This is a genomic window from Micromonospora jinlongensis, assembly GCF_013410645.1.
GTDB classification, from domain to species: Bacteria; Actinomycetota; Actinomycetes; order Mycobacteriales; family Micromonosporaceae; genus Micromonospora; species Micromonospora zamorensis.
Map to the genome: position 1 here is coordinate 2,459,459 of NZ_JACCHK010000001.1, position 13,574 is coordinate 2,473,032.

General features: G+C 72.4%; 15 protein-coding genes. 1 reads left to right on the forward strand and 14 read right to left on the reverse strand.

What is annotated here, in order from left to right; translation table 11 throughout:
* Positions 1–96: 96 nt before the first annotated feature.
* Positions 97–804, forward strand: coding sequence for an LON peptidase substrate-binding domain-containing protein (locus HNR22_RS10430; RefSeq protein WP_179780194.1), 708 nt, complete (start codon positions 97–99; stop codon positions 802–804).
* Here the strand turns inward: HNR22_RS10430 and HNR22_RS10435 are convergent.
* From HNR22_RS10435 to ftsZ, 14 genes are all read right to left on the reverse strand, one after another.
* Positions 716–1,546 carry a DUF2567 domain-containing protein gene (locus tag HNR22_RS10435; protein ID WP_179780195.1) on the reverse strand — a complete coding sequence of 277 codons (831 nt, stop codon included), beginning with the start codon at positions 1,544–1,546 and terminating at the stop codon, positions 716–718. The genes HNR22_RS10430 and HNR22_RS10435 overlap by 89 nt on opposite strands.
* A 56-nt stretch (positions 1,547–1,602) precedes the next feature.
* Positions 1,603–3,330, reverse strand: a complete 1,728-nt coding sequence (locus HNR22_RS10440) for a MinD/ParA family ATP-binding protein (RefSeq protein WP_218906309.1) — start codon at positions 3,328–3,330, stop codon at positions 1,603–1,605.
* Between the two features lie 74 nt (positions 3,331–3,404).
* The gene (locus HNR22_RS10445) at positions 3,405–4,433 is read right to left on the reverse strand and encodes a hypothetical protein (RefSeq protein ID WP_179780196.1); all 1,029 of its coding nucleotides are present in this window, start codon (positions 4,431–4,433) and stop codon (positions 3,405–3,407) included.
* Positions 4,434–4,475: 42 nt separating this feature from the next.
* Positions 4,476–5,420 carry an RluA family pseudouridine synthase gene (locus HNR22_RS10450; protein ID WP_179780197.1) on the reverse strand — a complete coding sequence of 315 codons (945 nt, stop codon included), beginning with the start codon at positions 5,418–5,420 and terminating at the stop codon, positions 4,476–4,478.
* Positions 5,417–6,031, reverse strand: a complete 615-nt coding sequence (lspA, locus tag HNR22_RS10455) for a signal peptidase II (RefSeq protein ID WP_179780198.1) — start codon at positions 6,029–6,031, stop codon at positions 5,417–5,419. Before lspA ends, HNR22_RS10450 begins: the two co-directional genes overlap by 4 nt.
* 64 nt (positions 6,032–6,095) lie before the next feature.
* The gene (locus tag HNR22_RS10460; RefSeq protein ID WP_088949367.1) at positions 6,096–6,515 is read right to left on the reverse strand and encodes a TraR/DksA family transcriptional regulator; all 420 of its coding nucleotides are present in this window, start codon (positions 6,513–6,515) and stop codon (positions 6,096–6,098) included.
* Between the two features lie 227 nt (positions 6,516–6,742).
* A complete protein-coding gene (locus HNR22_RS10465) occupies positions 6,743–8,242 on the reverse strand; it encodes a potassium/proton antiporter (protein ID WP_179780199.1) in 1,500 nt (499 codons plus the stop codon).
* A gap of 45 nt (positions 8,243–8,287) precedes the next feature.
* Entirely contained in the window at positions 8,288–8,593 is a 306-nt protein-coding gene (locus HNR22_RS10470; RefSeq protein ID WP_179780200.1) for a DUF167 family protein, read from the reverse strand.
* A gap of 10 nt (positions 8,594–8,603) precedes the next feature.
* Positions 8,604–9,314 (reverse strand): hypothetical protein, encoded by a 711-nt coding sequence (locus HNR22_RS32005; RefSeq protein ID WP_425488098.1) that lies wholly within the window; start codon positions 9,312–9,314, stop codon positions 8,604–8,606.
* 158 nt (positions 9,315–9,472) lie between these two features.
* Complete coding sequence (locus HNR22_RS10480; RefSeq protein ID WP_124820047.1) at positions 9,473–10,282, reverse strand: DivIVA domain-containing protein; 810 nt, start codon at positions 10,280–10,282, stop codon at positions 9,473–9,475.
* Positions 10,283–10,326: 44 nt separating this feature from the next.
* Positions 10,327–10,632, reverse strand: coding sequence for a YggT family protein (locus HNR22_RS10485; RefSeq protein WP_088949372.1), 306 nt, complete (start codon positions 10,630–10,632; stop codon positions 10,327–10,329).
* A 30-nt stretch (positions 10,633–10,662) separates the two neighbouring features.
* On the reverse strand, positions 10,663–11,355 hold the full coding sequence (locus HNR22_RS10490) for a cell division protein SepF (RefSeq protein ID WP_179780202.1): 693 nt from the start codon (positions 11,353–11,355) through the stop codon (positions 10,663–10,665).
* A gap of 190 nt (positions 11,356–11,545) precedes the next feature.
* A complete protein-coding gene (locus HNR22_RS10495) occupies positions 11,546–12,289 on the reverse strand; it encodes a YggS family pyridoxal phosphate-dependent enzyme (protein ID WP_179780203.1) in 744 nt (247 codons plus the stop codon).
* Between the two features lie 9 nt (positions 12,290–12,298).
* Positions 12,299–13,414, reverse strand: coding sequence for a cell division protein FtsZ (gene ftsZ, locus HNR22_RS10500; protein WP_091407710.1), 1,116 nt, complete (start codon positions 13,412–13,414; stop codon positions 12,299–12,301).
* Positions 13,415–13,574: the final 160 nt, after the last annotated feature.

Consider the following 13,574-nt stretch of genomic DNA (forward strand, 5'->3'; position numbering starts at 1 on the left):
CTAGGCGGCCGACCCGGAGTACACCCGAGCCGCCCGTCCGCCGGGACGGTGAGCCGGGCCACGCCCACGCGGGCGAGATTGGTTAGGCTCGACCATGTGACCGCACGGCTGCCGGTGTTTCCGCTCGCAACGGTGCTCTTTCCCGGGTTGGTGCTTCCGCTGCACATCTTCGAGGAGCGCTACCGGGCGCTGGTCCGACACCTCGTCGACCTGCCCGAGGGCGCTCCGCGCGAGTTCGGTGTGGTGGCCATCCAGGCTGGCTGGGAGGTCGCGCCCGCCGGTCCCGGCGCCCGCGCGACGCCCAACGCCGGTGAGGTCACCCTGCACGAGGTGGGCTGCACCGCCGAGCTGCGTCAGGTGACCGAGCTGACCGATGGCGGCTTCGACATCGTCACGGTCGGCCGACGCCGTTTCCGGATCGCCGAGGTCGACGACAGCGCGGCCCCCTATCTGACCGCCGACGTCGAGTGGCTGCCCGACCCGGCCGGGTCGGACGAGGTGGCCGATCTGCTGGCCGCCCGGGTGATCGCGGTGTTCCGGCAGTACCTCAGCCTGATCCGCTCCGACCCGGAGGAGATCTCCGAGCAACTGCCGGAGGATCCGACGGTGCTCTCCCACCTGGTGGCGGCGACCGCGGCGCTCACCGTCGACGACCGGCAGCGACTGCTGGCGATCGACGACACCGCCGCGCGGCTGCGCGCCGAACTGCGGCTGCTCAACCGCGAGGCGGCTCTGCTGCGCCAGGTGCGGGCGGTTCCGGTGCCGCTGGCGGAGCTGGCGTCGTCCCCACCGACACCCAACTGAGGTCGGCCGGCTCGGGCTCCGGGCGCAGGCCCGGCCACCGCGACCAGCCGGCCAGCAGGGTGTACGTGATCGCGGCCCCGAAGGCCGGCAGCAGCAGGTTGCCGTGCGGCACCGGCAGGACGCCGAGCAGCCAGTCGACCCCGCCGGCCCGCAGGTCCGGGGGCTTGGTGAAGGACTGCCCCGCCGGAGCGGTGTCCAGCAGCCGGTCGAAGGTGGCCAGACCGACCCGCCGCCCCACCTGCCAGGCCACCGGCGCGGCGGCCAACGCGCCGAGAACCGCGGCGAGCAACCCGACCGGGCCGCGCCACCGGCGCAGCGCGAACCACAGGGCGAGCGCCACCAGCAGCCCGAAGCCGAGCCCGAGCAGACTGAACCACCCGTCCGCCGCGATCGGCTGCTCCGGTTGCGGGTCGGCGTAGATCGCCCCCTCGGCGGTCTTGAGCACCGGCGTGGCCGGCGCGAGCACCGCCCAGAGCAGCCCGAACGGCACACCCAGGACGGCCAGCGCGAGCACGGCGCCCAGCACCGTCGCCGCGGTGCGCAGCGGACGACGCGGCTCGTCGGAGGTCAGCTCGAACCAGCTCCGGGACGCGGTCGAGGGTGCGGCGCCCGGCGGGTCGACGTACGCCGGCGGTTGGGCAGCAGGCTGCGTCTGCGACGTGGTCGCCCCCGACGGGTCGGGCGAAGCGGCCCGGTCGGGATCGTCGACGGGCCGCTCGGGTTCGGGGTTGTCCGGGCTCACCCGATGATCCTCTCAGGCCCGGCGCAGGGTCGGGGCTCCGGTGGCGGCAGACCAGCTCACCGGGCGAACGGCTCCACCATCATCGCCGCCGCCTGCAACCAGGCCTGCCGGGTCTCCGGCTGGAGTTGGTGGTACTCGATCGACGACCCGGTCTCCAGCGCCGGGTCGTAGGGCACCACGGCCACCCCTCGCGTGCGGGTGGCGAAGTGCCGCTCCAGGTCGTCCTGCAAGGGCGAGCGGCCCGGGGTCGGGCAGGAGATGAGGGTGATGGCGTTGTCCGCCAGCTCGCCCATGCCCTCCTCGTGCAGCAGGTCGAGCATCCAGTCGGCGCTGAATGCCGCATCCTCCCGGGGCACGGTGGTCACCACGAGCTGGTCGGCGGCCTGCATCACGGTGCGCCAGTTGGGGCTTTCCACGTTGTTGCCGGTGTCGACGCAGACCACGTCGTGGGTGCGCCGCAGCAGCTCCAGCACACGTCGGACGGTGAACTGGTCCAGGCGTTGGGCGAAGCGCGGGCTCTCCTCGCCGGCCAGCACGTCGTACGAGCCGTCGGAGGCGTGCCGCAGGTAGTCGTCCAGCCGACCCAGCAGGGTCTCGCCCTCGAGGATCTCGATCTGCGCCAGATCGGTGATCAGGTGACGGATCGTCCGGGCGTGCCGGGCACTGCCTGCGCGCAGCCCGAGGGTGCCGCGCAGCTCGTTGTCGTCCCAGGCCAGCACGCCCTGCCCGCGCACACTGCCGACAGTGGCCGCGGCGAGCACGGTGGCGGTGGTCTTGTGCACCCCGCCCTTGGGGTTGGCGAAGGCGAACACCCGGGGCGTGCCCAGGTCACGCCGGAGCACCCCGTTGGCGCGTTCCTGCTCCTGGTCGACGCCCTGCGGGCGCCACTCGATCCGGGGCGGGTAGGCGCGCTCGGCGACCGCCGAGCCGACCGACGGGGCGGGTGGCGGTGCCACCGGCGCGACGGGTGGCCGGGCCACCGGCGGCGCGACCGGTGCGGCGAGTGGCGGTGCGACCGACGGGGTCGCGGGCGCCGGGTAACCGGTCTCCGGCTGGTAGCCGGTCTCCAGCAGGGCGTACCGGGACTGCACCGGCGGGTCGCCCGGCCGGTAGCCGTTGTCCAGCAACGCGTACCGCGACTGGCCCGGGTCGGGGACGGCCGGCGGCGGCTCGGGCTCCGCCCGGTAACCCGGGTCGGCCCGGTAGGTCGGCTCGGCCCGATATTCCGGCTCAACGCGATAGCCAGGCTCGGCGCGGTACGTCGGCTCGGCCCGATAGTCCGGCTCGGAGCGGTAACCCGGCTCCGCCCGGTAACCCGGGTCCGCCCGGTACGTCGGCTCGGCCCGGTAATCCGGCTCGGCGCGATACGCCGGCTCGGACCGGTACGCCGGCTCCGACCGGTAGTCCGGCTCCGAGCGGTACACCGACTCGGCCCGATAGTCCGGCTCGGAGCGGTAACCCGGCTCCGCCCGGTAACCCGGGTCGGCCCGGTATGCGGGGTCGACCCGGTAGGTCGCCTCGGCCCGGTAGTCGGGCTCCGCGCCGTACGACAGCTCGGCCGGATGCCCGATGGCGGACGCCCGCCCGGCGTTGCCGTTCGGTGCCGCGCGCCGTGGCAGCGGATCCGGTGACGGGTCCTCGGCATGCCGGTCCGGCTCGGTCTGCTCCGCGCCGCGACCGCCCAGCCGGGCGCGGTCCAACAACGCGCGCCACCGCGGCGCTGGTTCGGCCGGCCGGCCCCAGCCGGTCTCACTGCCCTCCACGGCCCGCCCTCCCAGCGCCATCGATCTCCGTCTGACAGGCTACGAACCAAACCCTATTCGGACCACACCTCAGAGCGCACACCAGCCGACGCAGATCACGACGACGCGGGCGTCGGCGGCTCGGCACCGATGCCGTCCGGGGAGGTGGTGACGGTCGGCGGGGGCGGTTCGGTCGACGCGGCCGGGGACGGCGCGGGTGACGGAGTCGTGACGACCGGTGCGGGTTCCGACGATTCGCCCATCGACGCCATCGGCGCGGGCGCGGGGGGTGTCGACGGCGCGTCTCCGTCGGGTGTCGGCGCCGGACTCGGGCCGATGTCAGCGGGCGGACGCACCACGTCGCGCTGCTCGGGCAGCGGAGGTGTGAAGACCGTGCGGTCCAGGCGGTACACCTCGGGGGCGGGGTCGACCGCACGTACGTCCGGCCGGGCCGCCACACCGCGCAGCGCTCCCGGCGTCGCTCGCACCACCGCGGCGTAGACGCAGGCGCAGCCGGTGCGGTACGCGGCCGCCTCGGCGGCGGCCACCTCGGCGCCACTGGCGTAGCGCTCCCGCAGCTCCCGCTCATCCGGGCTGTCACCGTCGACAGTGGCGGCCAAGGCCCGGTAGTCGGCGGCTTCGACGTCCTTGCGGGCCGCCACCTGGTCCATCCCGGCCACCACGTCGTCCGGCACCCGCAGCGCCGGAATCTTGACGATCTCGGTCTGCCGCCCCGGTAGCGGAACCCGCCCGAAGACGGTGGAGACCCCCACGTCGCCGAGCACCGTCGCCAGACGCTGCGGCGGCAGGTACGCGGCAAGCGTGACCAGCGCGTAGGTCCCGTCCCCCGCGGACTGCGCCGACGCGGGCAGCGCGGCCAGGTCGGCGGCGGCGGACCGCAGGTAGCCGGGGACGGAATCGCCGTCGGTCACACCGACGCGGGTCACCTCACCCACCGTCCGGTCGCCGACCGGAGTGTCGTCGACGGCCCAGACCGCGGTGCCCAGGACCGCCGCCGCGGAGAGCACGGCGGCCCAGGTGAGCACCCCGGACCGCGCCGACCGGTCGCCGAGCCGGGTCACGGCCCGGGTCAGCGGCGGCAGCAGCCGTTGGTCCAGCTGCCGCAGCAGGTTGCCGGCGCGCACGGGCGGGATCCCCTCGTCGGAGCGGTGTCGGGCGGTCGCCGCTCAGTCACGCAGGATCTGAAGCGCACGGTCCAGATCGTCAGGGTAGTCGCTGACGAACCGGACCTCGTCCCCCGTTCGGGGGTGCAGGAAGCTCAGTTCGCGGGCGTGCAGCCACTGTCGGGCCAGGCCGAGACGGGCCGAGAGGGTGGGGTCGGCACCATAGGTGAGGTCACCCACGCAGGGGTGCCGCAGTGTGGAGAAGTGCACCCGGATCTGGTGGGTCCGGCCGGTCTCCAGTCGAACGTCGACCAGGCTGGCCGCCGGGAACGCCTCGAGGGTGTCGTAGTGGGTGATGCTCGGCTTGCCGCCGGACACCACCGCCCAGCGGTAGTCGTGGGTGGGGTGACGGTCGATCGGCGCGTCCACGGTCCCGCGCAGCGGGTCCAGGTGACCCTGCACCACCGCGTGGTAGCCCTTGTCCACCTCGCGGTACTTGAAGGCCCGCTTCAACGCCGTGTACGCCTGCTCGCTCTTGGCGACCACCATGATCCCGGTGGTGCCCACGTCGAGCCGGTGCACCACCCCCTGTCGCTCGGCGGCGCCACTGGTGGAGATGCGGTGCCCGATCGCGGCGAGGGCGCCGATCACGGTCGGGCCGGTCCACCCGGGGCTGGGGTGCGCGGCCACGCCCACCGGCTTGTCGACCACCACGATGTCGTCGTCGGCGTAGACCACCCGCAGGCCGGGCACCGCCTGCGGCACCACTGTCGGCGGTGCGACCGGGGCCGGCAGCGTGACGTCCAGCCAGGAGCCGGCCTTGACCTTGTGTGAGTTGGGTCGGGCGGTGCCGTCGACGAGCGCGTCCCCGGCGTCCACCAGGGCTGCGGCGGCGGTGCGGGAGAGCCCGAACAGGCGGGACACCGCCTGGTCCAGTCGCATGCCGTCGAGGCCGTCCGGCACCGGGAGGGAACGGTGGTCGCCGCCAGCGGCGAAGGCGGAGGTCATGCCCGCTCCTTCTGGTCGGCGCCCTGGGTGGCGTCCGTCTCGGCCGGGGCGTCGTCGCGTCCGGCCCGCCGGCCGTCCCGCTGGCGACCGGTCAGCTCCAACAGGACCGCCAGCAGCACACCGCAGACCAGCGAGCTGTCCGCCAGGTTGAACACCGGCCACACCTGGCCGTACGGGTCGAAGAGGCTGATCATGTCGACCACGTGCCCGTGGAAGGGCGAGGGCGCCCGGAAGATCCGGTCGACGAGGTTGCCCAGCGCGCCACCCAGCACCAGGCCGAGGGAGATCGCCCAGGGCAGCGAGCGGAGTCGCAGCGCCATCCAGACGATCCAGCCGACCACACCGATCGTGATCAGCGGGAAGATCCAGGTGTGGTCCGAGCCGATGCTCCAGGCGGCACCACTGTTGCGGGTCAGGCTCAGGTAGACGAACCCGCCGAGCAGCCGGACCGGCTCCCGGTCGGTCAGCGCGGCCAGCGCGAGGTGCTTGGTGACCAGGTCGGCCAGCAGGGCCACGAGGGCGACTCCGGCAAGGATCGCGACGGCCCGGGGCCGGCGTGTGCCGCCTCCCGGGTCGGTGCGGCCGGGTTCGGCGGACGGTACTGCGGTCATGCGCTCCCCATCGACAGTCTCGGCGGTGATCGCTCACCGTCTCATCGCCGCCGGGGAACGGACCTCAGCGCCGCTCCTCCAGCTGCTTGCACGTCACACACTGGGTGGCCGACGGGAAGGCGGCGAGGCGTTCGACCGGGATCGGGTTGCCGCACCGCTCGCACCAGCCGTAACCACCCTCGTCGAGGCGCTCCAGAGCGCGCTCGACCTGCGTGATCCGTTCCAGAATGCTGTTGGCGAGAGAGATCTCCTGCTCCCGCTCGAGCGTCTTGGTGCCCGTGTCGGCCTGGTCGTCCCCGGCCGAGTCGGTCAGCCGGTCGCGCTGCAGCTCGGTGATCTCACTCAGCGTCTGATCGTACTCGGCGCGAAGCTCGTCCCTCCGCGCCGCCAGCGCCGCCCGGATCTTCTCGGTCTCCGCCGTGCTCCGGGTGGGCTTGGTCACCGGCTTGCGCCCGGCGGTCCTGGTATCGGCTGGCTTCGCCATGGGTCGCTCCCTCGGCCGGGGAGCCGCGTGGTCCGCGGCATCCTGGTCAGGGGGCGCCGACCAAGGCGTCCCCTAATGTACGAAAAGGGGCGCACGGCGATGGTGGCCGCGCACTCCGGAGGCTGGCAAGAATACGGAACGTACAGGCGTCCGACAACGTGCCGCACCGTCGCTCCGCTAAACAGCCCCTAGCCCTGCCGAACTGGGGCAAAGGGAACGCTAGCAGATCAATCGACCGCCTCATCCCCGTACTCACCAAACCACCGGGCCAGGCGACCCCGCCGGCTGACCGCCCGTAGCCGGCGCTCCGCCGCATCCCGCACCCCCGCGGTCGCCACGATCAACAAGCTGTCGCCGGTCTTCAGGCGGGTGTCCGGTGCGGGCACGAAACCCACCCCGTCGCGCAGCACCAGCGTGACCGATGCGCCCAACGGGAGCCGCAGCTCGTCGACGTGCACACCGGCCAACCGCGAGCCCGGCGGCACCTCCAACTGGAGCAGGTCCGCCCGCATCCGCTCCAGCGGCGCGGTCTCCACATGGATCTCCGCCGCCTCGGCTGGCGCTGTCACCCGCAACCACCGCGCGAACGGGCCGAGCGCCCCGGCCTGCACCAGCGTGAAGATCACCACCAGCACGAAGACCACGTCGAAGAGACGCTCCGCACCGGGCACCCGCTCGGAGAGCGGAATGGTGGCCAGCACGATCGGCACCGCCCCGCGCAGCCCCGCCCAGGACAGGAACGCCTGTTCGCGGAGGCCGACGCGGAACGGCAGCGCCGAGACGGCCACCGACAACGGCCGGGCCAGCAGCACCAGGGCCAGTCCCGCGACCACCGCGGGCAGCACGGCCGCGTCCAGTCGACCCGGCGAGGCCAGCAACCCGAGCAGCACGAACAGCCCGATCTGGGCGAGCCACGCGAGCCCGTCCGCGAAACCGAGGATCGCCTGCCGGTGTGACAACCGGGCGTTGCCCAGCAGCACCCCGGCCACGTAGACGGCGAGGAACCCCGAGGCGTGCAGCACCGCCCCGGCGGCGTACGCCAGCACGGTGATGCCCACCGCCGCGATCGGGTAGAGCCCGGCCGAGGGCAACGCCGCCCGGCGCAGCGCCCAGGCGCCGGCGACGCCGGCGCCCACGCCCACCGCCGCACCCACACCCAGCTCGTAACAGACCAGCCCGACCTCGTACCACCACGGGTGCGCCCAGCCCTCGTGGGACAGCAGCACCACCAGCAGCACCACCGGGGCGTCGTTCATGCCCGACTCGGCCTCCAGGGTCGCCACCAGCCGTGGCGGCAGCCGCAGCCGTCGCAGGGTGGCGAAGACGGCCGCCGCGTCGGTGGACGAGAGCACCGCGCCATAGAGCAGCGCCAACCGCCAGTCCAACCCCAACAGCAGGTGTACGGCGACACCGACCACCACGATGCTGACGATCACGCCGACCGTGGAGAGCGCGGAGGCCAGCCCGAGCACCGGACGCAGGGTGGTCCACCGGGCGGTGAGGCCGCCCTCCGCGATGATCACGATGAGCGCGCAGAAGCCGAGGGCCCGGGTCAGCTCGACGTCGTCGAAGCGGATGCCCAGCCCGCCCTCGCCGATCGCCACGCCCAGTGCCAGGTAGACGAGGAGGCTGGGCACGCCGAGCCGGGTGGAGAGCCGCACCGCGCCGACGGCGACCAGCAGCACGGCCGCACCGAGCAGCAGCGCGATGTCCAATCCGGGCGTCACGGTTGCTCCAACCCGGGCATCACGGTTGCCTGGCCTGGGCGTTCCTCACTCGGCTGATCCGTCGCGCAGTCGGTGCAGCAGCTCGGACAGCTCCGGGCCGGGCCGATCGACGAGGAAGAGTTTGTCCCGACTGGCCGCGCCGACCCGCAGTGACACCGCGGCCGGCCGGAGGCCCAGGGCGGCGGCCAACGCCTTGCGGGCCGCCTCGGTCGCCCGGCCGTCGACGGCAGGGTCGTGCACCGCGATCACGAGGGCGGGCCCGTGCGGACCATCGAAGCGGCCACCGACCCGTGTACGGGAGGCGCCCGGCTTCACCCGTACCGCCACCGTGAGCGTCTCCTGCGCGGGCACCGGCGCCGCTTCAGATCGGCCGGGCGTCGGCGAGCAGGGCGGTGGCGGGTGCACAGTGCGCGCAGGGCGTGAAACCGAGCTCGACGGCCTCGGCGACCGGTAGCACCTCGGGCACCCGGCCAACGAGGTGCGGGCAGCTGGCGAGGTGGTAGCGGGGGTGACCGTCGACCACCCGGACCTCATCGGGAAGTCGCGCCACCCGGGCCGCCTCGGCGGGAGTGACCGGCTGCTCGGCCGGCTCGTCGGCCGTCGGGGCGCCGTCGAGGAAGGCGTCGTCGGTCGACGCCGCGAACGGCGACGCCGGGCTGACGGGCCGGACGGGAGCGGACGCGTCGTCGGCCGGGGCCACGAACGGCGAGCCCTGATTGAACGGCGGCGCATCGTCGACGCGCGGATCGTCGACGCGGGAATCGAAGGGCGGCGCATCGTCGACGCGCCTGTCGAACTGCGGTGCATGGTCGACCGGCGGCTCGGGTGGTTGCCGCCACCCGGTGCCGCCGGTACCGACCGTCGTGGGCACGTGCTGGACCGGCACCTCCGGCTCGACCAGCGGCGGCCCGTACGCGACACCCGTGGCCTGGCTGGCCGTGCGGGGTGCGTCGGGGTGTCGCCGGCCGGGCCGACCGGGATCCGCCGTGGCGCGGTTGGCGGCTGCCTGGCGGGCGCCCACCACCAACGCCACGGCGGCCAGCAGACTGGCCGCGATGGAGATGATCAACATGAAGCTGGAGCCACTGGCCAGACCGAGCACCAGTAGGACCACCGCGACGAGGATGAGCAGGAGACTTGCGACTATCACGGCTCACCCCCGCCGCGTCGTACCATCCAGGCTGGGCCGGCGATCGTCACCATTGGCGGAGAACGATCGCCGGCCGGTGCTCAGCGTCCGGCTTCGAGGGCGCCGGAGCGCCCGCCGCCGCCGTACGAACCGGCGAGGCCCGCAGCGGCCAGCCCGTTGCCGCCGGCGACCCGGCCTGCCTCGGAGCGGGTCATCTCGGCTTCGAGGCCCTGGCCGCGACCGTCGAGGTCACGCAGCTGGCTCTCCAGGTATGCCTTGAGCCGGGTGCGGTACTCGCGCTCGAACTGCTTGAGCTCCTCGATGTGCTTCTGCAGCGCCGTGCGCTTGGCGTCCAGGCCGCCCATGGCCTCCTGGTGCCGCTGGCGGGCGTCCCGCTCAAGGGCGTCAGCCTTCGCGCGCGCCTCCCGGGTCACCTCCTCGGCCTTGCCGCGGGCCTCGGACAGCAGCTGGTCGGCCTCGCGGCGAGCGTCGGACACGTGGTCGTCGGCGGTGCGCTGGGCCATCATCAGCACGCGCAGGGCCTGCTGCTCACCGTCACCGGTGACGCCGCCGGCCGGGCCGCCGGTCGCACGGACCTGCTCGAGCTCGGCCTGCATCGCGCGGGCGGCCTGCTCGGCCGCCGACTTGTCGCGCTGCACGCGGTCCAGCTGGGCCTTGACGTCGTTGAGCTCCGCCGCCAGTCGGGCGTCGCCGCCGGGGCCGGCGGGGGCGCCGCCACGGCCGCCGCGCTCCACCTGGGCGCGCAGCTCGTTGTTTTCCTCGATGAGACGGGCGAGCTCGCGCTCGACCTCGTCAAGGAAGGCGTCGACCTCCTCCTCGTCATACCCCCGCTTGCCGATCGGCGGCTTTTTGAAGGCGACGTTGTGGACGTCGGCCGGGGTCAGCGGCATCGAAACTCCTCGGGTCAGTTGCGGCCGCGAAAGCGCGTCGGTCATCAGGCAGATGCCCTGATCGACGGCCCTAACACGAACTCCATCAGCACGAACAGGATAACCAGGAGCACAAGGGAGGCCAGGTCGATGCTCACGGTACCAATTCGCAGCGGAGGGATCACACGCCTCAACGCGTTGAGAGGGGGATCAGTGACGCTCCACACGGATTCCAATCCTGCCGATGCTCCCCGCCCCGGTTGCCAGCGACGGCCGTACTGCAGGACGGCGCTCAACACGAACCGGGACAAGAGGAGAAGCAGGAAGACATAAAGGACCAGGTACAACACTTGCAGTAAGATCGACAACACGGTCAGCGACGTCCCTCGGGTCGGGCGGGGTCAACTCAGACTGAAAAAACCGCCCTCAGCGATCTTGGCCTTGTCCTCAGCGGTGACCTGGACATTAGCCGGTGAGAGCAGGAACACCCGATTGGTCACGCGCTCGATCGTACCGCGCAGGCCGAACGCCAGACCGGCGGCGAAGTCCACCAGACGGCGGGCATCGGCCTCATCCATCTCGGTGAGATTGATGATCACCGGAACCCCGTCACGGAAGTGCTCACCGATCGTGCGCGCCTCGCGGTAGGTAGTCGGGTGCAGCGTGGTGATCTGGTAGCGCTGCTCCTCCTCGGGCAACGCCCGCTCACGCGACGTGACCTGCGGCGCGAGGGCCAGATTGTCGCGGGTGTGGTAGGTCAGCGCGCCGGAGGTCTCACCAGCCGACGACCGGGTGATCGACCGTACGCTGGACCGCTCGACCCGCTCCGGACGCTCACCGTCACCACGCTCGGACTCGCTCAACCGCCCGCTCGCCCGCTCGGAGAGTCGACCCCGCTCACTGATCCGCGGCCGGGGAGCCGGTGGCTCCTCGGTGTCGTCCTCGTCCTCGTCGGCGAACTCCTCGGCGTACCGGCTCTGCCGGTAACGCGAGTCGCGGTAGCCACCCTTCTCGTAGCCACCGTCGTCGTAGGCCCGCTCGTCGTCTTCTTCGACCAGACCGAGCCAGACCCCCGCCTTGCGCAGTGCACCCATCCCGCGCCCTTCCGTCCGCCGTGCGGCACGCGCCCCCGTGCCATGTCGCCCGTCGCGAGTGGACAACAATGCCCATCGGACCGGGGCGGCAATCCCCTGGCGCGCGATTCGCGTCGCGCGCCACGACCCCCGACTAGGGGACGCCACCCCTGAAACAACACTGATGTAATTTGCATGTCTCGCGGTCAGGCTACCGCAGCGTGGGACGCATTCCGAGCAACGCGCTGCCGACGCGGACATGTGTCGCGCCGTATCGGATCGCGATATCGAAATCTCCGCTCATTCCCGCGGACAGCTCGGTCGCTCCCGGATGGACCGTTCGAAACACGCCGGCAACCTCCGCGAGTTGAGCGAAGGCCCGATCCGGCTCCCAACCCAGCGGAGCCACCGCCATCAGACCGACCAGACGCAGCCCGGGCGCGTCGGCCACCGCCTCGGCCACCGGTTCCAGTCCGGCGCCCGGGTCGGCCGAGCCGGGCAGTGCGCCGCCCCGGGCCGCGTCGCCGTCGATGCTCACCTGGACCATGACGTCCAGCGGTACCTCCCGGTCGGCGGCGGCGTTGGCCAACGCCCGGGCCAGCCGGACACTGTCGACGGACTGCACCACGTCGGCGTACCGGACCACCGAGCGGGCCTTGTTGCGCTGGAGTTGGCCGATGAAGTGCCAACGGGGGCGCACCCCGGCCGCGGCCACCTCGGCGGCCTTACCGGCGGCCTCCTGGTCGCGGTTCTCCCCCATGTCGGTCACCCCGAGCCCGGCCAGCGCCAACACGTCGCTGGCCGGGTAGGTCTTCGTCACCGCGATCATCGTGATGTCGGCGCGGTCCCGCCCGGCCTGCGCGCAGGCGTCGGCGATCCGGGACCGGACCTGAGCCAGGCCGGCCGCGATCTCGGCGTGCCGGTCCGGTCGTACCGTGGCTGAGCTGTCGGTCATCGGCGGTGCTCAGGACCCGTTCTTGAGGAAATCGGGAACGTCCACGTCGTCGAAGAGCACCCGGCGCGGCGACTGGGCCGGAGCCGGGTTGGTCGCCGGCGCCGGCGCCGGGGTGCTCTGCGGCGCGGGCTGGTTGGTGTTGGTCTTGCGGGTCGGCTCGGCCGCCTTGTACGCGGGCGTGCCGCCGTCGAAGCCCGCCGCGATGACCGTCACCCGCACCTCGTCACCGAGCGCGTCGTCGATGACCGCGCCGAAGATGATGTTGGCATCCGGGTGGGCGGCGTCGGTGACCAGCTGGGCCGCGTCGTTGATCTCGAACAGGCCGAGGTCGGAACCGCCGGCGATGGAGAGCAGCACGCCGCGCGCGCCGTCCATGCTCTGCTCCAGCAGCGGGCTGGAGATGGCCGCCTCGGCCGCCTCGACCGCGCGGTTCTCGCCGCGGGCGCTGCCGATGCCCATCAACGCGCTGCCGGCGCCGCTCATCACGCTCTTGACGTCGGCGAAGTCCAGGTTGATCAGACCCGGGGTCGTGATCAGGTCGGTGATGCCCTGCACACCGGAGAGCAGCACCTGGTCGGCCGTGCGGAAGGCGTCCATCATGCTGATGTTGCGGTCACCCAGGGCCAGCAGCCGGTCGTTCGGGATCACGATCAGCGTGTCGCACTGGTTGCGGAGTTCGTCTATCCCGGTTTCGGCCTGCACCTGACGGCGCTTGCCCTCGAAGGAGAACGGCCGGGTCACCACGCCGATGGTCAGCGCACCGAGCTTGCGGGCGATGTTGGCCACCACCGGAGCGCCACCGGTGCCGGTGCCGCCACCCTCACCGCAGGTCACGAAGACCATGTCGGCGCCCTTGAGCACCTCCTCGATCTCGTCGCGGTGGTCCTCGGCGGCGTTCTTGCCGACGTCCGGGTTGGCCCCGGCCCCCAGGCCACGGGTCAGCTCCCGGCCGACGTCGAGCTTGACGTCGGCGTCACTCATCAGCAGCGCCTGGGCATCGGTGTTGATCGCGATGAACTCGACGCCCTTGAGCCCAACCTCGATCATCCGGTTGACGGCGTTGACGCCGCCTCCCCCGATGCCGACGACCTTGATGACCGCCAGGTAGTTGTGCGGAGGTGTCATCTCCGGTCCTTTCCTTCGAGATTGGCTTCGGCCGACCGGGTACGGCGTGGCCAGACCAGCGGCCGACGACAGCTGTCACCAGCGAGAGTCAGGAGTGAACCCTCACCCTCTACTAGAGGCTTACAGTTATGTCAACCACTGAACCTCTTCGGGGCAACGT

Bases quoted from the DNA above. Each gene is read 5' to 3' on its own strand.
- HNR22_RS10440 (WP_218906309.1), bottom strand. From the start codon at position 3,330: ATGGCGCTGGGAGGGCGGGCCGTGGAGGGCAGTGAGACCGGCTGGGGC.
- HNR22_RS10450 (WP_179780197.1), bottom strand. From the start codon at position 5,420: ATGACCTCCGCCTTCGCCGCTGGCGGCGACCACCGTTCCCTCCCGGTG.
- lspA (WP_179780198.1), bottom strand. From the start codon at position 6,031: ATGACCGCAGTACCGTCCGCCGAACCCGGCCGCACCGACCCGGGAGGC.
- HNR22_RS10460 (WP_088949367.1), bottom strand. From the start codon at position 6,515: ATGGCGAAGCCAGCCGATACCAGGACCGCCGGGCGCAAGCCGGTGACC.
- HNR22_RS32005 (WP_425488098.1), bottom strand. From the start codon at position 9,314: ATGTTGATCATCTCCATCGCGGCCAGTCTGCTGGCCGCCGTGGCGTTG.
- HNR22_RS10480 (WP_124820047.1), bottom strand. From the start codon at position 10,282: ATGCCGCTGACCCCGGCCGACGTCCACAACGTCGCCTTCAAAAAGCCG.
- HNR22_RS10490 (WP_179780202.1), bottom strand. From the start codon at position 11,355: ATGGGTGCACTGCGCAAGGCGGGGGTCTGGCTCGGTCTGGTCGAAGAA.
- HNR22_RS10495 (WP_179780203.1), bottom strand. From the start codon at position 12,289: ATGACCGACAGCTCAGCCACGGTACGACCGGACCGGCACGCCGAGATC.
- ftsZ (WP_091407710.1), bottom strand. From the start codon at position 13,414: ATGACACCTCCGCACAACTACCTGGCGGTCATCAAGGTCGTCGGCATC.